Source organism: Terracoccus luteus (genome assembly GCF_003635045.1).
In the GTDB taxonomy this organism is placed as follows: domain Bacteria; phylum Actinomycetota; class Actinomycetes; order Actinomycetales; family Dermatophilaceae; genus Terracoccus; species Terracoccus luteus.
Window position 1 is genome coordinate 2,643,666 of the sequence record NZ_RBXT01000001.1, and the last position, 20,026, is coordinate 2,663,691.

A 20,026-nucleotide genomic window follows, 5' to 3' on the forward strand; every position below is an offset into this window, starting at 1 on the left:
CGAAGGGACCGCGGACACCGTCCGCGGTCCCTTCGTCATACCGGGGTCGTACAGCGCCCGTGCACGACGCGACCGCGGGCCGACGCGCCACCCACGCCACGGCGGACAGAGTGGCAGTCATGAGCGAGAACGCCACCTCCCACCTGCCGCCGCACACCCCTGAGCCCCGGATGCCGGTGAGCGCGCCGGGTGCGCCCCGACCCGTCGCCGGCGCCACCACGGCCGGCTCCCCCGACTCCCCCGACTCCCCCGTCTCGGCCACCGCGCGCGACCTCGTGGCCCGAGGGCTCGTCATGCGCTACGGGTCGGACTCCACCGCGCCCCCGGCCCTCGGCGGTGTTGACCTGCGCATCGAGGCCGGGGAGACGGTGGCCGTCATGGGTCCGTCGGGCTCCGGCAAGACGACGCTGCTGCACGTGCTGGCCGGCATCGTGCGCCCCACCGAGGGCCAGGTGCTCTGGCGCGGCCGGGACGTCGCCCGCCTCGGCGACGCCGACCGCACCACGCTGCGCCGCAAGGACTTCGGCTTCGTCTTCCAGCAGGGGATGCTGCTGCCCGAGCTGCCCGCGGTCGAGAACGTCGCCCTGCCCCTGCTCATCGACGGCACCCGCCGGGCGGCGGCGCTCGCCCGCGCCGCCGCGCTCTTCGCGCCGCTCGGCCTCGCCGGCTACGAGAAGCGCCGACCCGGAGAGCTCTCCGGCGGCCAGGCCCAGCGCGTGGCCATCGCCCGCGCCCTCGTCGCCCAGCCCGGCGTCGTCTTCGCCGACGAGCCGACCGGTGCCCTCGACCAGACCACGAGCGCCGAGGTCATGGGTCACCTCACCGCGCTCGTCCGCCACACCGGGGCCTCCCTCGTGCTGGTCACGCACGACGAGAACGTCGCCGCCTGGTGCTCCCGGGTCGTCAGCGTGCGTGACGGTCGCGTCGTCGGCGACGCCCGCACCGGCACGACGACGCTGCACCCCGCCGGCCTCACCACCGACGGGGCGCTCCGATGAGGGCCGCGCTGCAGCTGTCCTGGCGGCTGCGGGCCGCCGGAGCGCGCGAGAACCGCACGCCGGGCGCCCTCGCCGTCATCGCCTTCGCCGTGGCCACCGCGGCCCTGCTCGTCTGCCTCGGCGGCCTGGGCGCGTTCACGGCCCGGGCCGCCCAGGCCGACACGGCCCTCGCCGCGATCGCCGCCTCGAACGCCGGCGCCGGCCCCGACCTGCCCGCCGTCGACGACCTGTCCTTCCTCGCCGAGATGTACGTGACCCTCGCGTGGGTGGCGACGACGTGCATGGTCGTCCCGATCCTCACCCTCGGCGGTGTCGCGGCCCGTCTCGCGATCGCCCGTCGCGACCAGCGGCTGGCCGCCCTGCGTCTCGCCGGCGCGACGTCCGCCCAGGTCACCGTCATGACCCTGGCCGAGGCCGCGCTCCAGGCACTGCTCGGCGCCCTCGGGGGCGTCGTCCTCTACGCCGCTGCCCTGCCGCTCGTCGCGCGCCTCGAGTTCCAGGCCACCCCGTTCGAGCTGCGCGAGCTCGTCGTGCCGGTGTGGCAGCTGCTCGCCGTCGTCGCCGGGGTGGTCGTGCTCGCCATGGTCTCGGGGCTGTCCAGCCTCGCCCGCGTCGTCGTGAGCCCGCTCGGCGTCGCCGCCCGCACGACGCCGAAGCGCCTCAGCCTGCTGCGCGTCGTCGTGGCCGCTGTCGCCGTCGGCGCCTGGGTCCTCGTGATCTCGCCGATGGACGACCCCGAGGCCGGCAACGACCAGCGCGGCCTCATCGTGCTGCTGCTCGGCGGGCTCATCCTCGCCGTCAACACCGTCGGGCCGTTCGTCGTCATGCTCGTCGGTCGCCTCGTGGCCCGCTTCGCCCCCACCGCGCCGGTGCTGCTCGCCGCCCGTCGCATCGTCGACGACCCCCGCAGCACGTGGCGCGCGGTCGGCGCCCTGGGCCTGGCCATCATCATCGTCGGCTTCACCAACGTCGTCAGCGCGGCCGAGCGCCAGTCGGGTCCGGACGCCGTGTTCACCGCCGACCTGCGCACCGGCGCCCTCGTCACGCTGACGGTCATCACGATCGTCGGAGCCACCTCGACCGGTGTCGTGCAGGCCTCGCGGGTGCTCGACCAGCGCGCCCAGTACCGGTCGCTGTCGCTCGCCGGAACGAGCCTGCGCACCCTGCACCGGGCCCGCACCGTCGAGGTCGCCCTGCCGCTCGTCGTCACGGTCGTCGTCTCGGCCGGCTTCGCCCTCGCAGTCGTCGCTCCCTTCGCGAGCGCCCAGGACGCCGGCCTCGTCACACGGTTCGCCGTCGCCGTCACCGCCGCGAGCGGGCTCATGCTCGCGTCGGTGCTCGCCTCGCGCTCCCTCGTGCGCCAGGCCGCGCTGGCCGGGTGAACCGGTCCTCTACGGTGGACCGGTGAGCACGACCACCCCCACCGCCCCGGATGCCGGTCGGCCCGGTCCGACCGCGGCCCGCGGCCGGCGGTGGGCCCCGTCCGCCGCCGCTGCGGCGGCCGCAGCCCTGCTGCTGGCCGCCTGCACGGGCGGCGAGGGCGCCACGTCGTCCGCGGCCACCGGCGCCGCGTCGAATGCCACCACGGGCACCACCCCCGCCGCGTCGAGCCCGGCCCCGTCGAGCCCGACCCCGTCGATTCCGGCGACGGGCGACGGCGCGACGACCCCGGCATCCGGCTCGAGCGACGCCACGGTCACGGGCGCACCCGCGGCCCTCGGCGCCCTGGTCGGTCGGCTGTACGCAGGACAGGGTCTCGGGGCCGGCGCGACCGCGACCGTGGCGGCAGCCCTCGAGGGCGCCACCCCCGCCGCGCTGCCGGCCGGGGCGAAGGCCACGACCGGCACGTGGTTCGGCACACCGGTCGCCGTCGTGACGGCCGGACGTGACGTCACGCTCGCCGTCGGGCCGACCTGGAGGGTCGTCGGCGGCTGGTGGCCGTCGCTCGGGGTCGACGCGCCCAGCCTCGGCCGGCCCGGGCCCCGCTTCGTGCTCGCCGTCGGCTCCGACGCCCGCCGGGGCGAGCCGCTCGACCGCACCCGCGCCGACGTGCTGCAGGTGGTCGGCACCGACGGTTCCGGGGGCGGTGGCGTCCTGGGTCTGGCCCGCGACCTCTGGGTGCCGCTCAGCACCGGCGGCAAGGGAAAGATCAACGCCGCCATGGTCTTCGGCGGCCCCGAGGCCCAGCGGAGGACGGTGCGGGCCGCCACCGGGCTGCCCGCCGAGGGGTACGTGCTCGTCGGCTTCGGCGGCTTCACCCGCGTCGTCGACGACCAGGGCGGCATCCCGATGGTCGTCCCCGAGCGCGTCGACGCCTCGCACGCCGACCTCGTCATCGAGAAGGGGCCCCAGACCCTGACGGGCAAGCAGGCCCTCGCCTACGCCCGCGAGCGCAAGACCCTGCCCGACGGTGACTTCGGCCGGTCACGGCACCAGGGCCAGATCATCCTCGCGGCGGCGGTCAAGGCGAAGCTGGCCGGGCCGCAGGCCATCCCGGCGGCCTTCACGAGCTTCAGCGGCGTCGGGCGCAGCGACCTGTCGGCCGAGGCGATGCTCACCTACGCCGCCCGCCTCTACGCCCTCAACCCGCTCGAGGTGGGCCGCGGGGTCGCCAAGGGGGCGTTCGGCACCGCGTCGGGGCAGTCGATCGTCGTGCTCGGCGAGCAGGCGCGGCGACTGTTCGCCGACTTCCGCGACGGGAGGCTCTCGTGACCGCCACCCCCGTCATCCGGCGCGCGCGCACGGCCGACGTCCGCGGCATCCGGGCCCTCGTCGCGCCACTGGCCGAGCGACGCGTGCTCGTGGCCAAGGAGGCGGTCACGTACTACGAGACGCTGCAGGAGTTCCGGGTCGCCGAGCAGGACGGCCACGTCGTCGGCTGCGGCGCCCTCCACGTCATGTGGGAGGACCTCGCCGAGATCCGCACCCTCGCGGTCAGCCCGTCGACGCTGGGCACCGGGCTCGGCGGCCGCATCCTCGACGAGCTGGTCCAGGACGCCGTCGAGCTGGGGGTGCGCCGCCTGTTCTGCCTCACCTTCGAGACCGCCTTCTTCGAACGGCACGGGTTCACCGAGATCGAGGGGCAGGCGGTGTCGGCCGACGTGTACGCCGAGCTGCTGCGCAGCTACGACGAGGGTGTCGCCGAGTTCCTCGACCTCGAACGGGTCAAGCCGAACACGTTGGGCAACCACCGGATGCTGCGCACGCTGTGACGACGGGGCGGGCGCGCCACGCGCAGGGGTTCTGGGTCGTCGTCGCCGTCTTCGGCCTCGTCATGGCCTTCGCCACGCTGCCGACGCCCCTCTACCCGCTCTACCAGCAGCGCGACGGTTTCCCGACCGCGGTCATCACGCTCATCTTCGCCGCCTACGGGGTCGGAGTCATGGCCGGCCTCTACCTCACCGGCCACCTCAGCGACCACCTCGGCCGGCGCCGGGTGCTGCTGGTGGCGACGGCGGTCGAGCTCGTCAGCGCGGCCATGTTCGCCCTGTCGGCGGGCACCGCGGTGCTGCTCGTGGCCAGGCTCGTGTGCGGGCTCGGCATCGGGGCGCTCACGTCGACCGCCACGGCGCACCTCGGAGAGCTGTGGTCGGTGGCCCGGCCGGACGACGGTGGCCGCTTCGCCGGTGTCGTCGCCGGTGCGGTCAACACCGGTGGCCTCGCCCTCGGGTCGGTGGCCGCCGGGCTGCTGACCCAGTGGCTGCCCGCCCCGCTCACGCTGCCCTACGTCGTCTGGGCCGTGCTCATCGCGCTCGCCCTGGTCGCGCTGACCCGGGTGCCGGAGACCGTGCCCGACGAGACCCGGGCCCCGGAGAACCGGCCGCCGTACCGCCCCCAGCGCGTCGGCGTCGAGCCGTCGGCCCGCCCCGCCTTCACGGCGGCGGCCGTCGCCGCCGCGGCCGCCTTCTCGGTGCTCGGACTGTTCACCTCGCTCACCGCCAGCTTTCTCGGCACGACGCTGCACGAGCAGTCGCGCCTGCTCAGCGGCGCCGTCGTCTTCGGCGTCATCGGCGCCTCGGCCCTGTCGCAGATCGCCCTGGGATCGGCCTCGCTGCGGGCCCGCACGGCATGGGGCCGGGGGCTGCTCGTCGGTGGCCTGCTGCTCGTCGCCGCCGGCAGCCTCGCCCTGTCGCTGCCGCTGTTCGTCGTGGCCGGGGTGCTCGCCGGCGCCGGCGTCGGGCTCGTCTTCAACGTCGCCCTCGCCTCCGCCGCCACCGCGTCCTCCCCCGAGCACCGGGGCGAGACGCTGGCCGGCATGTTCCTCTTCGCCTACACCGGCATCACCGTGCCGGTCGTCGTCGCCGGCCTCGCCATCACGTGGGTCGACCCGCGACTCGTCATCGTCGTCTACGCGCTCGTGGCGCTGGTCGGGGCACTGGCCGGCACGACCCGGCTGCTCCGCCTCGGCGACACCGCCGCCGGCCACCCCTGAGGCAGCGCCGGGTCAGCGAGACGCGGCGTAGATGCGGCGCACGACGTCCTCGATGTCGGGCTCCTCGATCGTGAGGTCGCGCACCTCGGCTCGCGCGCTGACGTGGGCCAGCACCTCGGCCGCCGTCGTCTCCGCCGGGTCGAAGGCGAGCCGCTGGCGCAGCCCGTCGGGCTCGCCGGCGAGCAGGGCCGTGCCGGGGATGCCCTGCAGCGGCGCGGTCGGGGCGGCGAGGTCGACGACGAGCACACGCCGGGCGCCGACCGTGGCGGCCAGCCCGGGGAGCGTGCCGTCGAAGGCGAGCCGCCCGTGGTCGACGACGAGGACGCGGTCGCAGAGCCGCTCGATGTCGCCCATGTCGTGCGTCGTCAGCAGCAGCGTCGTGCCCCGCTCGCGGCGCTCGGCGACGAGGAACTCACGCAGCCGCTGCTTCGAGAGCACGTCGAGCCCGATCGTCGGCTCGTCGAGCACGAGCAGCTCGGGCCGGTGCAGCAGCGCGGCCGCGACCTCCGCCCGCATCCGCTGACCGAGCGACAGCGAGCGCACCGGCGTGCTCAGCTGCGGCCCCATCTCGAGCTGCTCGACGAGGCGCGCCGCCCTCGCCCGCGCCGCGGCCGGCTCGAGCCGGTGGATGGCGGCGAGGATGGTGAACGACTCCCCCAGCGGGAGGTCCCACCACAGCTGCGAGCGCTGCCCGAAAACGACACCGACCCGCCGCGCCACCTCGACCCGGTCGGTCAGCGGGTCCCGCCCGCACGTGCGCACCGTGCCCGACGTGGGCTTGAGGATGCCGGTCAGCATCTTGATCGTCGTCGACTTCCCGGCGCCGTTGGCACCGATGTACCCGACGGCCTCCCCGGCATCCACCGTGATGCTCAGGTGGTCCACCGCGCGGGTGCGCTTGAAGTCGCGCACGAGGTCGCGGGTCTCGACGACGGGCGAGCCGCCGCGCCGGGTCGTGGGGGTGGTGGGGGTGGTGGGCGTGCCGGTCATCCGCCTGCTCCTTGGTAGTGACGGGTCCCGAGGCGCCAGCACGTCGCGGCGACGGCCCACGTGAGCAGGGCCGCGACCGGGGTCAGCCACCCCGCCCAGCCCGGCAGGAAGCCGTCGTCGCGACCGAGCAGGGTCAGGGCGGGCTGGTAGGCGACGAAGGCGGTCGGGACGACGAAGGTCCAGAAGACGCGCAGCGGGTCCGGGAAGACCTGCTGGCTTTGCTGCGCGGCGTAGGAGCCGCCGTACGTGAAGGAGTTCGTGACCTCGGCGCCGTCGACGACGAAGAACTGCAGGGCGCCCGCCGTCGTGAAGAGGCCGGCGAAGACGGCCGTGCCGCTGACGATCGTGAGGACGAGCAGGGCCGCGGCCGCGACCGACCACTGGACGCCCGCGGTCGCGAGCCCGACGACGAGCGCCACGAGGGCGACGGTGAGCCGCCCGACGCGACGCAGCGAGATGTCGCTCGAGACGAGCTGGGCGAGCAGCGGCAGCGGGCGCACGTAGAACGCGTCGACGGTGCCGGCGCGGATGTACGTGGGCAGGCTGTCGAGGTGGCCGACGAGCAGGTCGGCGACCGCGAAGCAGACGTTGCTCAGGGCGAAGACGAGCAGCGCCGAGGCGAAGTCGAGGCCGCCGAGGGTGTCGACGTTGTGGAAGATGACCCACACCTCGGCGAGCTCGACGAGGCCCACGACGAGGGTGCCGAGGACGTCGGTCGCGAACGAGGTGCGGTAGGTCAGCTGGGACCGCAGCCGCGAGGCGAGCAGCACGCGGTAGGGGTGGAGCGGGCGCAGGTGGTCGGGCCGGCGCGACCGGCGCGATGGGCGCGGTCGGGGCCCGGTGAGCGGCTCAGCCACCCTGCACCTCCAGGGTGCGCCGGCCGCGGCGCAGCAGCACCTGGCCCAGCGCGAGCAGGGCCCCGGCCCACGCCAGCTGCGTGACGACGGTGGCGACGGCATCCGCGCCGATGACCCGCCCGGTGAGCACGTCGAGGGGGTTCTGCAGCATGGCGGGGAACGGTGACCAGCGGGCCAGGGTGCCGAGCCAGTCGGGGAACCACGGGACGGGCACGTACAGACCACAGAGGAACCCGCCGAGGACGGTGTAGAGCATGCGCAGCCCGCGGATCTCGACGAGCCAGAAGGCGAGCAGGTTGACGGCGAACCCGCCGGCGAACGCCGCGACGACGGCGACGAGCACCGAGACCACCCCCAGCAGCCACGACAGCGGCCCCGGCGGCCACGAGAAGGCCGACAGCAGCCAGCCGATGGCGAGCACCGGCAGGCCCCGGGCCAGCAGGTTGATGCCGGCCCGACCGAGGTCGCCGGCGAGGTAGACCAGCTGCGGGTCGAGCGGCCGCAGGAAGTCGACGGCGATGTCGCCGGTGCGCACCCGGTCGGCGACCTCCTGGAACCCCCAGAGGTTGACGGTGCCGAGCAGCGCCTGGCCCCACCACACGAAGGCGAGCACCTGTCCCGTGTCGTAGCCACCGACCGCCGCCCCGGCCGACGCCACGGTGGCGGAGAGGATCGACGCGCGCACGAGCCCGAAGACGGAGTTGGTCGTCAGGCCGGCGAGCAGGGCCAGTCGGTAGGTCGAGTGCCGCCGGAACCCGGCCGCGACGAGGAGGGCGAACACCCTCACCCCCGAGCGCAGTCCGGGTCGCTCGTCGGTGGCAGGCACGAGGGGCGACCTTACCCAGCGAGGCCCGGACGGACAACGGGCTATGTTCGGGGGCATGCCCGCGAACGACGACGACCCCGACCGCACTCTCGACGTGATCATCGTGATGGGGGTGTCGGGGTCGGGGAAGTCGACCGTGGCCAAGGGCATCTCGACGGTGATGCGCTGGGAGTTCGCGGAGGGCGACGCCTTCCACTCCGACGCCAACGTCGAGAAGATGCGCAGCGGCCAGCCGCTCACCGACGACGACCGCTGGCCATGGCTCGAGTCGATCGGCGACTGGATCAGCGGCAAGGAGGCGGCCGGCGAGAGCGCCGTCGTCACCTGCTCCGCGCTGCGCCGGGTCTACCGCGACCTCCTGCGCCGCGACCGGCCGTCGGTGCGCTTCCTGCACGTCGAGGCGCCGAGCACCGTCATCGAGGACCGCATGAACCACCGGCCCGGGCACTACATGCCCTCGTCCCTGCTGCCCAGCCAGCTCGCCACCCTCGAGCCGCTGGAGCCGGACGAGCCGGGAGTGGAGATCACCAACGAGGGCACGGCGGCCGCCGTGCTCGACCGGGCGCTCGGCGCCCTCGGACTGAGCAAGGACTCCCGCGCATGAGCCTGACCCTGCTGACCCCCGCCCTCTCGCCCGCCGCCGCCCCCATCACCACGCTGCTCGCCGACCCGCCCGAGGTGCCCTACGCGGGCGACGGCCAGCTCGTCGTCGCCTGCCTCGCCGGCATCCTCGCCGTCGTCGTGCTCATCACGTGGGCCAAGCTGCACCCGTTCCTGTCCCTCATCCTCGGCTCGGCGGTGCTCGGTCTCGTCGCGACGATGCCGCCCGGCACCATCGTCACGAGCTTCATCGCAGGCTTCGGCTCGACGACCGGGTCGGTCGGTGTGCTCATCGCGCTCGGCGCCATGATCGGCAAGATGCTCGAGGCCTCGGGCGGGGCCAACCGCATCGTCGGCACGCTCGTCGGCCGCGTCGGCCCGAACGGGCTGCCGTGGATGATGGCCGCGATCGCCGCCATCCTCGGCCTGCCCCTCTTCTTCGAGGTCGGCGTCGTGCTGCTCGTGCCGGTCGTCATCATGGTCGCCAAGCGCACCGGCGCCTCGCTCATGAAGGTCGGCATCCCGGCCCTCGCCGGCCTGTCGGTGCTGCACGGTCTCGTGCCACCGCACCCCGGCCCGCTCACGGCCATCGGCCTGCTCAACGCCGACCTCGGGCGCACCCTGCTCTTCGGGCTGCTCGTCGCCATCCCGACCGTCGTCGTCGCCGGGCCGGTGCTGGCCCGCTTCGTCGACCAGTGGGTGCCCAAGCACGCGGACTCCCTGGTGCTCGCCGGGGCCGGAGGCGCCGCGACCGGCACCGCCGGCGGCGGTCGCGAGAAGGGTCGCAAGAACGGACGCGAGCGCAGCCGCGGCGCAGCCGGCGGACGTCAGGTCGACGACCTCGACGCCCTCGACCCCGCGAACCAGCCCGGACGCCGCCGCATCGGCTTCGGGTCGGCCATCGTCGCGATCACCCTCCCCGTCGCCCTCATGCTCATCGACGCGATCGTCAAGCTCACCGTCACCGACGCGGAGAACGGGCTGCGCAAGGTCGTCGACGTCATCGGCACCCCCGTCGTCGCGCTGCTCATCGCCGTCATCTTCTGCTACTTCCGGCTCGGACTCGCCTCCGGCATGAGCCGCTCGACGGTGAGCGACACGTTCGGCTCCAGCCTGCCGGGCATCGCCGGCATCCTGCTCATCGTCGCCGCGGGCGGTGGCCTCAAGCAGACCCTCATCGACGCGGGCGTCGGCAACGTCATCCGCGACTGGGCGACCGGGGTCAACATCTCGGCGCTCGTGCTCGGCTGGCTCGTCGCCGTGCTCATCCGCCTGGGCACGGGCTCGGCCACCGTCGCGACCATCACCGCGGCCGGCATCGTCGGACCGCTCGCCGCATCGCTCTCGACGAACGAGCTGGCCCTGCTCGTGCTCGCCATCGGGTGCGGCTCGCTGTTCTTCAGCCACGTCAACGACGCGGGATTCTGGCTGGTCAAGGAGTACTTCGGCCTCACCGTCGGCGAGACGATCAAGTCGTGGTCGGTCATGGAGACCGTCATCTCCGTCGTCGGCTTCGCCCTCGTCATGCTGCTCAGCGTCGTGGTGTGACGGTGAGCGAGCGCCCCGACCCCGTCACCCTGCCCGCCCCCGCGGTCGAGTTCGTCACCGTGCGTCACCTCGCCACCCTGACGACGCTGCGGCCCGACGGCTCGCCGCACGTCGTGCCCGTCGGCTTCACGTGGGACGCCGACGCCGGGGTGGCCCGCGTCATCACCAACGGCGGCAGCCGCAAGGTGCGTAACGTCGAGGCCGGATGCCGGTCGGTGCTCTGCCAGGTCGACGGACGGTACTGGCTCTCGCTCGAGGGACCGTCACGCGTGCTGCGCGACCCGGCATCCGTGCACGACGCCGAGCGGCGCTACGCGGCGCGCTACCGCGAGCCCCGGGAGAACCCTCAGCGCGTCGTCATCGAGATCACCGTCGACCGCGTCCTCGGCACCTTCTGACCCCCCCGCGCCCCTCCACTCCCCCGTCGAAAGGCCAAATAGGGTTCGTCGAAAGGCCAGCTCGAGGTCGTCGGAAGGCCAGTTCTGGTCGGGGGCGGCGTCGGGAAGTGGCCACTCGACGGTGGAGGACGACGACCCAGCGTCTCGAACTGGCCACTCGACGGTGTGGGTTGTCGGGCGGCGTCGGGAAGTGGCCTTTCGACGGTGTCTATTTGGCCTCTCGACGGGGGGCGAGGTCAGGCGGGGAGGCGGTAGCGGTCGCCGTCGATGGGCTCGAGCAGGCCGTCGGCCACGAGGGAGTCGAGGCAGCGCATCACCTGCGCCGCGTCGGGGCCGCTGTCGGCGAGGGCCGCGAGCGGCAGCGGGTGGTCCTCGGCCCGCAGCCGGCGCAGCACCTCGCCGCGCACCTGCCGGTCGGTGCCGTGCCAGGCCTGCCCGCGGCGCGGCGGCCCGTCGTGGGCGGGGCGACCGGCCCGGTTCCAGGCGCAGAGGTCGGCGACGGGGCACTCGCCGCACCGGGGACCGCGGGCGACGCAGACGAGAGCACCGAGCTCCATGACGGCGACGTTCCAGAGGTTGGCGGCGTCCCGTTCCGTCGGCTGCACGTCGTGGGCGAGCTGCGACTCGGCGCGGGTCAGGGTGGGGGCGGGCAGGGCGAGACCCGTGACCGTGCGGGCGATGACCCGGCGCACGTTCGTGTCGACGACGACCTCGGGGACGCCGAAGGCGAAGCAGGCGACGGCCGCCGCGGTGTAGGCGCCGACGCCGGGCAGGGCGAGCAGCTCGGCGTGCGTCGACGGCACCCGGCCGTCGTGCCACTGCACCATCACGGTCGCGGCCTCGTGCAGGCGCAGCGCCCGCCGGGGGTAGCCGAGCCGCTTCCACCGGCGCACGGCCTCGCCGGGGGCGTCCGCGGCGAGGTCGGCCGGGGTGGGCCACCGCTCCATCCACTCGTGCCAGACGGGCTCGACCCGGGCGAGCGGGGTCTGCTGCGACATGACCTCGGAGAGGAAGACGCCCCAGGGGCTGCAGTCGGGCCGCCGCCACGGCAGGTCGCGCCCGGTCTCGAGGAACCAGGTGTTGACGCGCTCGTGGAGCAGGGCGAGCGGCGGGCCGGTCGGGAGGGTCACGACCACCCGCTCAGACGTAGCGCTCGAGGATGCTCGACTCGGCGAGGCGCGACAGCCCCTCGCGCACGGCGCGGGCGCGGCCCTCGCCGACGCCCTCGACGAGCATGAGGTCGTCGATGCCGGCCGCGAGCAGTCGCTGGAGCGACTCGAAGTGCACGACGAGACGGTCGACGATGGCGGCCGGCAGTCGCGGCACCTTCGTCAGCAGCCGGTACCCGAGCGGGCTGACCGGGGCGTCGAGGCTGTCGCCCACGACGGAGAAGCCGACGGCCCGGGCGCCCGCAGCGAGGTCGAGCAGGTCGACGGAGTTGAGGGCCTCGAGGCGGCCCAGGGCCTCCTCGACCGTGAGCTCGCTCTTCGTCGTGGGCAGGTAGTCGCGGATGACGAGCTCGCGGTCGTTGCCGAGCCCGCCGATGAGCTCCTCGAGCTGGAGGCTGAGCAGGCGCCCGTCGGTGCCGAGCTCGACGACGTAGTCCTGGATCTCCGCGGAGATGCGACCGACCATCTCGAGGCGCTGCAGCACGGCGGTGACGTCGCGCACGGTGACGAGGTCCTCGATCTCGAGGGCCGAGAGCGTGCCGGTGACCTCGTCGAGGCGCGACTTGTAGCGCTCGAGGGTCTGCAGCGCCTGGTCGGCGCGCGACAGCGTCGTCGGCGAGCCCTCGATGACGTGCCGGATGCCGCCGACGTAGAGGGCGACGACGCCCATCGACTGGCTCACGGAGATCACGGGGAAGCCCGTCTGCTTCGCGACGCGCTCCGCGGTGCGGTGCCGGGTGCCCGACTCCGTCGTCTCGATGCTCGAGTCGGGGACGAGCTGCGTGGCCGCCCGTAGGATGCGGGTTCCGTCGGTGTCGAGCACGACGGCGCCGTCCATCTTGCACAGCTCGCGCACGCGGGTGGCCGAGAACTCGACGTCGAGCTCGAAGCCGCCCGTGCAGATCGACTCGACCGTCTTGTCGAAGCCGTGCACGATGAGGGCGCCGGTGCGGCCGCGCAGGATGCGCTCGAGGCTGTCACGCAGCTCGGTGCCGGGGGCGACGGCGGCGAGCTCCATGCGCAGGAGCAGCTCGTCGTTCCTCTCCATCACGTCCCGTTCGCCGAGGGTCACGGGCCGTCGAGGCCCTTTGGTCCACGCGAAGTCTAGACGCTGGGCAGGGCCGCGGCGTCGTCCGTCCGTGCCCCTGCGAGGCGCCCCATCGCCTCGATGGCCCGCGGCACGTCGCGCACCTCGACGGCCCGGATGCCGGGTGGCACCGTCACGTCGTCGAGCGACCCCGCGGGGACGAGCGCGTGCCGGAAACCGAGCCGCGCCGCCTCCGCCAGGCGACGCTGCAGGCCGGTCACCCGACGCACCTCCCCCGCCAGACCGACCTCACCGAAGGCGACGACGTCGGTGGCGAGGGCCTGGTCGACCACCGAGCTGGCGAGGGCGCAGACGATGGCGAGGTCGGCGGCGGGCTCGGTGACGCGGACCCCACCGACGGTGGCGGCGAAGATGTCGCGCTGGGCGACGGGCGCCCCCGCCCGCTTGTCGAGCACCGCGATGATCATGGCCAGGCGAGCGTTGTCGAGGCCGCTCGACGTGCGCCGCGGTGACGGCAGGGTGGAGGCCGCCACGAGGGCCTGGACCTCCGCGACGAGGGGGCGGCGACCCTCGAGCGTGACGGTGACGCAGGTACCCGGCACGGCGTGGTCGCGCTGCGACAGGAACAGCCCGCTGGGGTCGGACAGACCGGTGATGCCGCCGTCGGAGAGGTCGAAGCAGCCGACCTCGTCGGTGGGGCCGAAGCGGTTCTTGACCGCCCGCACGAGGCGCAGGCGCGAGTGGCGGTCGCCCTCGAACTGGACGACGACGTCGACGAGGTGCTCGAGCACCCGGGGCCCGGCGATCGAGCCGTCCTTGGTCACGTGCCCGACGAGCAGCACCGCGGTGTGGCTCGCCTTCGCCGCGGCGATGATGCTCGCGGTCACCTCACGCACCTGCGAGACGTTGCCCGCCTGCCCCTCGACCTCTGCGCTCGACACGGTCTGGACGGAGTCGACAACGAGCAGCTGCGGGTCGACCCGGGCCACCTGGCCCAGGACGGCGCCGAGGTCGGTCTCGGCCGCGAGGTAGAGGGTGTCGGCCATCGCGCCGATGCGCTCGGCGCGCGACCGCACCTGGGCCGCCGACTCCTCCCCGCTCACATAGAGCACCGGACCGCCCTGACGCGCGGCCCGGGCGGCGACGTCGAGCAGCAGCGTCGACTTGCCGATGCCGGGCTCACCGGCGACGAGCACGACGGCGCCGGGCACGAGCCCGCCCCCGAGCACCCGGTCGAACTCGGCCACCCCGGTGGGCCGGGCCGTGGCCCGCGTGAGGTCGACGTCGCCGATGCGCTGGGCGGGGGCCGTCACGGGAGCGGCGGTGGTGCGGGCGGCCGCGACCCCACCGACCTCGGCGACGGTGCCCCACGCCTGGCACTCTCCGCAGCGCCCGACCCACTTGGCCGTCTGCCAGCCACACTCGGCACAGCGGTAGCCGGCGGTCCGACGGGTCGTGGCGGTTCGAGGCATGCGAGCAACCTAGACGCCGCCGCCGACAGCCCGGGACGCGTGCCACCCCGCCGGTGGGCGACGGTCACCACGACGGAACGAGCGACGCGGTACTGCACAGTCAGGAAGGGGGCTCGCGCGCCGGTGCGTGCGACCATGGAGGCATGGACGCCGTCATGCCCTACGTGCTCGCCCTCGTCCCGACGATCGGCGTCGGCGCCCTCTTCTACGTCGTCATCAAGAACCTCCTCGAGGGCGACCGCCGCGAGCGCCTGGCCCAGGCGCGCTGGGAGGCCGAGCACCGCGACACGCCCGCCCCGCCGCCGGCGCGGACCGCGTCCGGCGGCGACGAGGGAAATCTGGCGGCGCCGTCGGCGAAAAGCCCGGAGAACGACACCCGATCGTCCTGACATACCCGCTTATTGTCGCTTTGGTAAAAGCGGTTGACGGAACACCTATTCAATTCTGGTGCCATTCGCGTGTACATTGTTCATCGGCGAACAATGCATTAGCGCCATCCCCAACCCATCCCCCTCATGGGCGCTCGACAATGGCCTGCACAGAAGTGGAGAACAATGGCACAGCGTGTTGAAGTCGTGCTCATCGACGACGTCGACGGCGGTGACGCCGCCGAGACCGTCACCTTCGGACTCGACGGCGTCACGTACGAGATCGACCTTTCCGACAAGAATGCCCGCAAGCTCCGCGACGACTTCGCGACGTGGAGCGGGCACGCCCGCCGTGCCGGCAGCGCCGGCCGGTCCGTGAGCCGCAAGCGGCCCGGCACCTCGGCCAAGCGTTCCGACCTCAGCGCGGTGCGCGAGTGGGCGCGGCAGAACGGGCACAACGTGTCCGAGCGCGGCCGGATCTCCGCGGAGGTCCAGGAGGCCTACGACAAGGCCCACTGAGCCGTCGACATCTCGCAGGCGCCTCGACCGGCGCCCGCACCGGAGTCACCGACGAGGCCCGGCACCCGACAGGGTGCCGGGCCTCGTCGCATCCCACCGCGCCTCCGGCCTCGGCCCCGGGCCTGCTGTCCGACGCCTGTCGCGCCCCTGTCCGGCCGTTGTGGCCGACCTTGGCAGTGCCGGTGAAAACCGTTGTCCTGCAATGCGATCCGGAGTCTGTGAATGTCCGCCGCCGGCTTGGTGACCGCCTCTTGACGTGCCTATGGTCGGGGCTCCCAACGGCCGGTCGCCCGGCTCGCGGGAGGTCAGATCCCCCATCGAGAGGCACACCATGCGGCACCACACGAAGCGCACCGCCACCACCCGGGCCGTCGTCGCCGGCGCCCTGGCCGTCGGGGTCGTCGCGGTCGGGGCGTCCACGGCGTCCGCCACGCCGCACCACCGCCCGTCGACCGAGCGGTCCGCGACGGTGGCGAGCGGGGGCACCACCGACCCGGACGCAGATCGGGGTCGGCCACGCCACGCCGCTCCCGAGCCGCCGTCGGACCGGCCGTCGGAGCGCCCGTCGGCCCACTGGTCGACGACGGATGCCGGTGAGCGGCCGTCGCGCTGGCAGCGCACCGACGCGCGGGGTGCGCTCGGTGCCACCGGCGTCACACGGTCGAGCACCTCCGGGTCCGCCGACACCGCGGCCACGACGGCATCCGCCAGCCCGGCCACCTCGGTCACCTCCACCGCGACGACGGCGGGCACCTCCGGCGGTCTGTCGGGGCTGAGCGGCAACGCCGAGGGCATCCGCCGGCTCGTGCTCGAGCGCTGGCCCGCGCTGACGAGCTTCAGCGGCTACCGCGCCGGCGCCGGAGACCACGGCACCGGGCACGCCGTCGACGTCATGATCCCCTCGTGGACGACGGCATCCGGTCGGGCGCAGGGTCAGGCGGTCGCCGACTACGTGCGGGCCCACGCGTCCGAGCTCGGCGTCACGTACGTCATCTGGCGTCAGCACATCTGGAGCGTGGCGCGGGCCGACGAGGGGTGGCGGCTCATGGAGGACCGCGGCTCGGCGACGCAGAACCACGACGACCACGTGCACGTGTCGGTGAGCTGACGCGGACTCACCCGGTCGAGGGCTGCGGCCGGCGACCTCGCGAAGGACCCGCCTACGTGACGAGGTCGGCCGCGAGGTCGCCGTGGCGCTCGACGCGTTCGAGCACCTCGGCGGCGCGCAGCTGCAGCAGGTCTCCCCGGGCGGCGCCCTGCTCGACCTCGTCCCACGTACGCGGCGCGGCGACGGTCGGGGCGTCGCGCCCGCGCAGGGAGTACGGGCAGATGGTCGTCTTGGCGGCGACGTTCTGGCTCCAGTCGAGGAACACCTTGTTCGGCCGCAGCTCCTTGGCCATCTTCCAGACCACGTGGTCGGGGTGCCGTTTCGTCAGCTCCTGCGCGAGCTGCTGCACGGTGTCGCGCACCTGGTCGCTCGACAGCGACCCCGGGAGCACGGCGTAGAGCTGCATCCCCTTGCTGCCGCTCGTCACGGGCAGGGTGTCGAGGCCGAGCGACCCGAGGCGGTCGCGGACGAGGAGCGCCACGCGGGAGCACTCGGTCAGTCCCGTGCCCGGCCCCGGGTCGAGGTCGATGACGAGCCGGTCGGGGTGCCGGGCCACGGCGTCGCGCCCCTCCCCCTCGTAGCGCCACTGCGGTACGTGCAGCTCGAGGGAGTTGAGGTTGACGAGGAAGGTCACGCCGGCGAGGTCGTCGACGAGCGGGAACACGGGGTCTCGCCCCGCGCGGCGCAGCCACTCGGGCGTCCCGGCCGGGATGTTCTTCTCGAAGAACTGCAGGTCGCCGGTGCCGTGCGGGAACCGGACCCGGGTGACCGGACGGCCGGCCAGGTGGGGCAGCAGCACCGGCGCGATGCGGGCGTAGTAGTCGAGCACCTGCGCCTTGGTCGTCCCCGCCTTGGGGTACATGACCTTGTCGAGGCTCGAGAGCCGCATCCGCCGGCCCTCGACCTCGACCGTCACCCGCGCCGGCTCGGCCGCCATCACAGCCCCTCGGGGGGTTCGACGTCGCCCGGCGTGAGGTCGTCGCGCAGACCCTTCCAGGCGGGCTGGCGCAGCCGTCCCTGCCCGCCGAGACCGAGCGACTGCACGTCGGCGACGAGCACCGGGTGCACCCAGCGCGTGCCCAGGGCGTCCACGCGTGGCACCTCCGTCCCGAACGGCGACTCGGCCGCGGTGAGCGGCTCGAGGTCCTGCAGCAGCGCCTGCCCCGTCCGGCCGGCCAGGCCCGAACCGACCCGGCCGAGGTAGCGCAGGCCCCCGGGGCCGGGGACGCCGACGAGCACCGCGCCCAGCCGGGACGCGACCGTACCCGTCGACTCCGGGCGCCAACCGCCGATGACGACCGATACCGTCGCACGGTGAGGAGCCTTGAGCCACAACGCACTTCGCTGTCCCGGGAGGTACGGCGAGTCGACCCGCTTGCTGACGACGCCCTCGAGGCCCTGGTCGCGGGTGGCCGCGTGCAGCACCCGGCCGTCGTCGAACGTCGGCGGCGTCTGCCAGCGCGCACCCTCGAGCTCGAGGCGTTCCAGGGTCGCCCGCCGGTCCGACCACGCCCGCGCCATGAGGTCGACGCCGTAGAGCCGCAGGAGGTCGAACGACATGAGGGTGGCCGGGTTCGCCTCGGCGAGCCGGGCGGCCCGGCGGGCGTCGGTGACGTGGAAGCGGTCGGCCAGCGCGGCGAACGAGGGGATGCCGTCCCGCAGGCACACGACCTCACCGTCGAGCAGCATGTCGGCGAACTCCGCCGCCAGCGGCAGCAGCTCGGGGAAGGCGACGGTGACGTCCCGCTCGGTGCGGGTGAACAGCTGCAGCCGCCCCTCCGAGACGTCGGCGAGGACCCGCATCCCGTCCCACTTCACCTCGTGCGCCCAGCGGGGCCCGTCAGGGACGGTCGCCGTGGCCGTCGCGAGCATGGGGCGCATGGGTGCATTCTTGTTCCCATGCGAGCCATCTGGAAAGGCGCCGTGTCGTTCGGGCTGGTCAACGTGCCCGTGCGCCTCTTCGCGGCCACCGAGAACCACGACGTGCAGTTCCGGCAGGTCCACGAGAAGGACGGGGGCCGCATCAAGTACCAGCGCGTCTGCTCCATCGACGGCGAGGAGGTCGCCTACAGCGACATCGCCAAGGGCTACGAGGCCGCCGACGGGCAGATGGTCGTGCTGTCCGACGAGGAGCTCAAGAGCCTCCCGTCGCGGTCGTCGAAGGAGATCTCGATCGAGAAGTTCGTGCCGAGCGAGCAGATCGACCCGCTGCTCTTCGACAAGAGCTACTACCTCGAGCCCGACAAGACCGGCCTCAAGCCCTACGTGCTGCTGCGCGACGCCCTGGCCAAGGCCGACCGCATGGCCCTCGTGACGGTTGCCGTACGCACCCGCATGACGCTGGCCGTGCTGCGGGTGCGGGACAACGTCATCGTCCTGCAGACCCTGCTGTGGGCCGACGAGGTGCGCGCGCCCGAGTTCGAGAGCCTGGGCGACGAGACGCACGCGAGCGCCAAGGAGCTCGCCATGGCCAGCTCGCTCGTCGACTCGCTCTCGGGCGACTACGAGCCCGACGAGTTCGAGGACGACTACGCCGAGGCCGTCACGCAGCTCGTCGCGACCAAGATCGAGGGCGGCGACATCACCGAGACGCCGGAGGCCAAGGAGGAGGACACCGAGGTCGTCGACCTCCTCGCGGCCCTGCAGCGCAGCGTCGACAAGGCCAAGGCCGCCAAGGGTGGCGGCGCCGCCGCCGCCGACTCGGGCGCCGACGACGACTCCGGCCCGGCGACGAAGGCCGCGGCGAAGAAGGCCCCGGCGAAGAAGGCCCCGGCGAAGAAGACGACCGCGAAGACCGCGAAGACCACGGAGAAGAAGGCGCCCGCCGCGAGGTCGGCCACGAAGAAGGCGAGCAGCACGCGCAAGAGCGCGACCCGCAAGTCGGCCTGACCCGTCCGCCCGGCGGAGCCTCCCACCCCGTTCCCTAGGGTAGGCCCATGGACGCACCCACCCGCCCCGTCGCCGTCGTCACCGGAGGCACGCGCGGCATCGGCCTCGGGGTGGTGCGAGACCTCGGCCGCACCCACCACGTCGTCGTCGGCGGTCGCTCGCAGTCGGGCGTGGATGCCGTCGTGGCCGGGCTGCCCTCTGCCGCGGGCTTCGTCGCCGACCTCGGTGACTGCGGGCCGGGCGGGTCGCTCGAGCGCGCGCTCGAGCGACTCGTGCCCACGCTCCCCCGGGTCGACGTGCTCGTGCACTCGGCAGGGGTGCTGCGGGCCGGCACCGTGGCCGAGGCGTCGACCGCGGACTGGCTCGAGTCGATGACGGTCAACGTCGTCGCGGTCGTCGCCGTCACCCGGGCCCTGCTGCCCGCCCTCAGGGCGGCGGGCGGCACGGTCGTCGCCGTGAACTCCGGGTCGGGCCTGACCGCCTCGGCCGACCAGGGCCCCTACTGCGCCAGCAAGTTCGCGCTGCGTGCGCTCACCGACTCCCTGCGCGACGAGGAGCGGGCGCACGGCGTGCGGGTGACCTCCCTGCACCCCGGACGCGTCGACACCGACATGCAGCACGAGCTCGTCGAGCACGAGGGCGCCCGGTACGACGCCGCCGCCTACCTCGACGTCGACACGGTCGTGGCCGCGGTTCGCACGGCCGTCGACGCGCCGGCCGGGGCGAGCGTCGACTCGCTGTCGGTGCGCCCGCGGGGCGGGCCGACGACACCGCGCTGACCGGCATCCGGTCGAAGCGGCGACG

The 20,026-nt window shown here is 73.8% G+C and carries 21 protein-coding genes; 13 read left to right on the top strand and 8 right to left on the bottom strand.

Annotation, left to right across the window (positions count from 1 at the left end):
- The first annotated feature begins 119 nt into the window (after nucleotides 1-119).
- The 5 genes from DFJ68_RS11980 to DFJ68_RS12000 are packed head-to-tail and all read left to right on the top strand — an operon-like array spanning nucleotide 120 to nucleotide 5,430.
- Nucleotides 120-998 (top strand): ABC transporter ATP-binding protein, encoded by an 879-nt coding sequence (locus tag DFJ68_RS11980; protein WP_372498844.1) that lies wholly within the window; start codon nucleotides 120-122, stop codon nucleotides 996-998.
- Nucleotides 995-2,380, top strand: a complete 1,386-nt coding sequence (locus DFJ68_RS11985) for an FtsX-like permease family protein (RefSeq protein ID WP_121033498.1) — start codon at nucleotides 995-997, stop codon at nucleotides 2,378-2,380. Before DFJ68_RS11980 ends, DFJ68_RS11985 begins: the two co-directional genes overlap by 4 nt.
- Before the next feature lie 22 nt (nucleotides 2,381-2,402).
- Complete coding sequence (locus DFJ68_RS11990) at nucleotides 2,403-3,710, top strand: LCP family protein (protein WP_121033500.1); 1,308 nt, start codon at nucleotides 2,403-2,405, stop codon at nucleotides 3,708-3,710.
- Complete coding sequence (locus DFJ68_RS11995; RefSeq protein WP_121033502.1) at nucleotides 3,707-4,210, top strand: amino-acid N-acetyltransferase; 504 nt, start codon at nucleotides 3,707-3,709, stop codon at nucleotides 4,208-4,210. The genes DFJ68_RS11990 and DFJ68_RS11995 overlap by 4 nt, the downstream gene beginning before the upstream one ends.
- Nucleotides 4,207-5,430 carry an MFS transporter gene (locus DFJ68_RS12000; RefSeq protein WP_121033504.1) on the top strand — a complete coding sequence of 408 codons (1,224 nt, stop codon included), beginning with the start codon at nucleotides 4,207-4,209 and terminating at the stop codon, nucleotides 5,428-5,430. The genes DFJ68_RS11995 and DFJ68_RS12000 overlap by 4 nt, the downstream gene beginning before the upstream one ends.
- Before the next feature lie 12 nt (nucleotides 5,431-5,442).
- Here the strand turns inward: DFJ68_RS12000 and DFJ68_RS12005 are convergent, their stop codons facing one another.
- Genes DFJ68_RS12005 through DFJ68_RS12015 form a run of 3 tightly spaced genes read right to left on the bottom strand, consistent with a single transcriptional unit; the run spans nucleotide 5,443 to nucleotide 8,103 of the window.
- A complete protein-coding gene (locus DFJ68_RS12005) occupies nucleotides 5,443-6,420 on the bottom strand; it encodes an ABC transporter ATP-binding protein (protein WP_121033506.1) in 978 nt (325 codons plus the stop codon).
- Entirely contained in the window at nucleotides 6,417-7,277 is an 861-nt protein-coding gene (locus tag DFJ68_RS12010) for an ABC transporter permease (RefSeq protein ID WP_245963613.1), read from the bottom strand. Before DFJ68_RS12010 ends, DFJ68_RS12005 begins: the two co-directional genes overlap by 4 nt.
- Nucleotides 7,270-8,103, bottom strand: coding sequence for an ABC transporter permease (locus tag DFJ68_RS12015; RefSeq protein WP_245963614.1), 834 nt, complete (start codon nucleotides 8,101-8,103; stop codon nucleotides 7,270-7,272). Before DFJ68_RS12015 ends, DFJ68_RS12010 begins: the two co-directional genes overlap by 8 nt.
- Nucleotides 8,104-8,158: 55 nt before the next feature.
- Between DFJ68_RS12015 and DFJ68_RS12020 the strand changes: the two genes are divergently transcribed.
- The 3 genes from DFJ68_RS12020 to DFJ68_RS12030 are packed head-to-tail and all read left to right on the top strand — an operon-like array spanning nucleotide 8,159 to nucleotide 10,649.
- Nucleotides 8,159-8,707: a gluconokinase gene (locus DFJ68_RS12020; protein WP_121033510.1), complete on the top strand. Its 549-nt coding sequence runs from the start codon at nucleotides 8,159-8,161 to the stop codon at nucleotides 8,705-8,707.
- Nucleotides 8,704-10,251: a GntT/GntP/DsdX family permease gene (locus DFJ68_RS12025; RefSeq protein ID WP_121033512.1), complete on the top strand. Its 1,548-nt coding sequence runs from the start codon at nucleotides 8,704-8,706 to the stop codon at nucleotides 10,249-10,251. The genes DFJ68_RS12020 and DFJ68_RS12025 overlap by 4 nt, the downstream gene beginning before the upstream one ends.
- Nucleotides 10,248-10,649: a pyridoxamine 5'-phosphate oxidase family protein gene (locus tag DFJ68_RS12030; protein WP_276330701.1), complete on the top strand. Its 402-nt coding sequence runs from the start codon at nucleotides 10,248-10,250 to the stop codon at nucleotides 10,647-10,649. Before DFJ68_RS12025 ends, DFJ68_RS12030 begins: the two co-directional genes overlap by 4 nt.
- 236 nt (nucleotides 10,650-10,885) lie before the next feature.
- Here the strand turns inward: DFJ68_RS12030 and DFJ68_RS12035 are convergent, their stop codons facing one another.
- Genes DFJ68_RS12035 through radA form a run of 3 tightly spaced genes read right to left on the bottom strand, consistent with a single transcriptional unit; the run spans nucleotide 10,886 to nucleotide 14,338 of the window.
- Entirely contained in the window at nucleotides 10,886-11,785 is a 900-nt protein-coding gene (locus tag DFJ68_RS12035) for an HhH-GPD family protein (RefSeq protein WP_276330702.1), read from the bottom strand.
- Between the two features lie 4 nt (nucleotides 11,786-11,789).
- Complete coding sequence (gene disA, locus DFJ68_RS12040; protein WP_121035330.1) at nucleotides 11,790-12,866, bottom strand: DNA integrity scanning diadenylate cyclase DisA; 1,077 nt, start codon at nucleotides 12,864-12,866, stop codon at nucleotides 11,790-11,792.
- A gap of 56 nt (nucleotides 12,867-12,922) precedes the next feature.
- Nucleotides 12,923-14,338, bottom strand: coding sequence for a DNA repair protein RadA (radA, locus tag DFJ68_RS12045; protein ID WP_121033514.1), 1,416 nt, complete (start codon nucleotides 14,336-14,338; stop codon nucleotides 12,923-12,925).
- A gap of 143 nt (nucleotides 14,339-14,481) precedes the next feature.
- Here radA and DFJ68_RS12050 point away from each other — a divergent pair, with 143 nt between their 5' ends.
- The 3 genes from DFJ68_RS12050 (at nucleotide 14,482) to DFJ68_RS12060 (ending at nucleotide 16,333) form a co-directional block, all read left to right on the top strand.
- Nucleotides 14,482-14,727 carry a hypothetical protein gene (locus tag DFJ68_RS12050; protein WP_121033516.1) on the top strand — a complete coding sequence of 82 codons (246 nt, stop codon included), beginning with the start codon at nucleotides 14,482-14,484 and terminating at the stop codon, nucleotides 14,725-14,727.
- Nucleotides 14,728-14,892: 165 nt separating this feature from the next.
- The gene (locus DFJ68_RS12055; protein WP_121033517.1) at nucleotides 14,893-15,225 is read left to right on the top strand and encodes a histone-like nucleoid-structuring protein Lsr2; all 333 of its coding nucleotides are present in this window, start codon (nucleotides 14,893-14,895) and stop codon (nucleotides 15,223-15,225) included.
- Nucleotides 15,226-15,556: 331 nt separating this feature from the next.
- Nucleotides 15,557-16,333: a VldE C-terminal domain-containing protein gene (locus DFJ68_RS12060; RefSeq protein WP_147431576.1), complete on the top strand. Its 777-nt coding sequence runs from the start codon at nucleotides 15,557-15,559 to the stop codon at nucleotides 16,331-16,333.
- A gap of 52 nt (nucleotides 16,334-16,385) precedes the next feature.
- Here the strand turns inward: DFJ68_RS12060 and ligD (DFJ68_RS12065) are convergent, their stop codons facing one another.
- Both ligD (DFJ68_RS12065) and ligD (DFJ68_RS12070) read right to left on the bottom strand, forming a co-directional pair.
- Complete coding sequence (ligD, locus tag DFJ68_RS12065) at nucleotides 16,386-17,270, bottom strand: non-homologous end-joining DNA ligase (RefSeq protein ID WP_121033521.1); 885 nt, start codon at nucleotides 17,268-17,270, stop codon at nucleotides 16,386-16,388.
- Nucleotides 17,270-18,214 (bottom strand): non-homologous end-joining DNA ligase, encoded by a 945-nt coding sequence (gene ligD, locus DFJ68_RS12070; protein WP_170165758.1) that lies wholly within the window; start codon nucleotides 18,212-18,214, stop codon nucleotides 17,270-17,272. The genes ligD (DFJ68_RS12065) and ligD (DFJ68_RS12070) overlap by 1 nt, the downstream gene beginning before the upstream one ends.
- A gap of 18 nt (nucleotides 18,215-18,232) precedes the next feature.
- Between ligD (DFJ68_RS12070) and ku the strand changes: the two genes are divergently transcribed.
- Nucleotides 18,233-19,222 carry a non-homologous end joining protein Ku gene (gene ku, locus DFJ68_RS12075; RefSeq protein ID WP_121033523.1) on the top strand — a complete coding sequence of 330 codons (990 nt, stop codon included), beginning with the start codon at nucleotides 18,233-18,235 and terminating at the stop codon, nucleotides 19,220-19,222.
- A gap of 47 nt (nucleotides 19,223-19,269) precedes the next feature.
- Complete coding sequence (locus DFJ68_RS12080) at nucleotides 19,270-20,001, top strand: SDR family oxidoreductase (RefSeq protein WP_121033525.1); 732 nt, start codon at nucleotides 19,270-19,272, stop codon at nucleotides 19,999-20,001.
- Nucleotides 20,002-20,026 lie beyond the last annotated feature (25 nt).

Coding starts and splice junctions, on each gene's coding strand:
- DFJ68_RS11980 (WP_372498844.1), top strand. CDS start 120: ATGAGCGAGAACGCCACCTCCCACCTGCCGCCGCACACCCCTGAGCCC.
- DFJ68_RS11985 (WP_121033498.1), top strand. CDS start 995: ATGAGGGCCGCGCTGCAGCTGTCCTGGCGGCTGCGGGCCGCCGGAGCG.
- DFJ68_RS12005 (WP_121033506.1), bottom strand. CDS start 6,420: ATGACCGGCACGCCCACCACCCCCACCACCCCCACGACCCGGCGCGGC.
- DFJ68_RS12020 (WP_121033510.1), top strand. CDS start 8,159: ATGCCCGCGAACGACGACGACCCCGACCGCACTCTCGACGTGATCATC.
- DFJ68_RS12025 (WP_121033512.1), top strand. CDS start 8,704: ATGAGCCTGACCCTGCTGACCCCCGCCCTCTCGCCCGCCGCCGCCCCC.
- disA (WP_121035330.1), bottom strand. CDS start 12,866: ATGGAGAGGAACGACGAGCTGCTCCTGCGCATGGAGCTCGCCGCCGTC.
- radA (WP_121033514.1), bottom strand. CDS start 14,338: ATGCCTCGAACCGCCACGACCCGTCGGACCGCCGGCTACCGCTGTGCC.
- DFJ68_RS12050 (WP_121033516.1), top strand. CDS start 14,482: ATGGACGCCGTCATGCCCTACGTGCTCGCCCTCGTCCCGACGATCGGC.
- DFJ68_RS12055 (WP_121033517.1), top strand. CDS start 14,893: ATGGCACAGCGTGTTGAAGTCGTGCTCATCGACGACGTCGACGGCGGT.
- DFJ68_RS12060 (WP_147431576.1), top strand. CDS start 15,557: ATGCGGCACCACACGAAGCGCACCGCCACCACCCGGGCCGTCGTCGCC.
- ligD (WP_121033521.1), bottom strand. CDS start 17,270: ATGGCGGCCGAGCCGGCGCGGGTGACGGTCGAGGTCGAGGGCCGGCGG.
- ligD (WP_170165758.1), bottom strand. CDS start 18,214: ATGCGCCCCATGCTCGCGACGGCCACGGCGACCGTCCCTGACGGGCCC.
- ku (WP_121033523.1), top strand. CDS start 18,233: ATGCGAGCCATCTGGAAAGGCGCCGTGTCGTTCGGGCTGGTCAACGTG.
- DFJ68_RS12080 (WP_121033525.1), top strand. CDS start 19,270: ATGGACGCACCCACCCGCCCCGTCGCCGTCGTCACCGGAGGCACGCGC.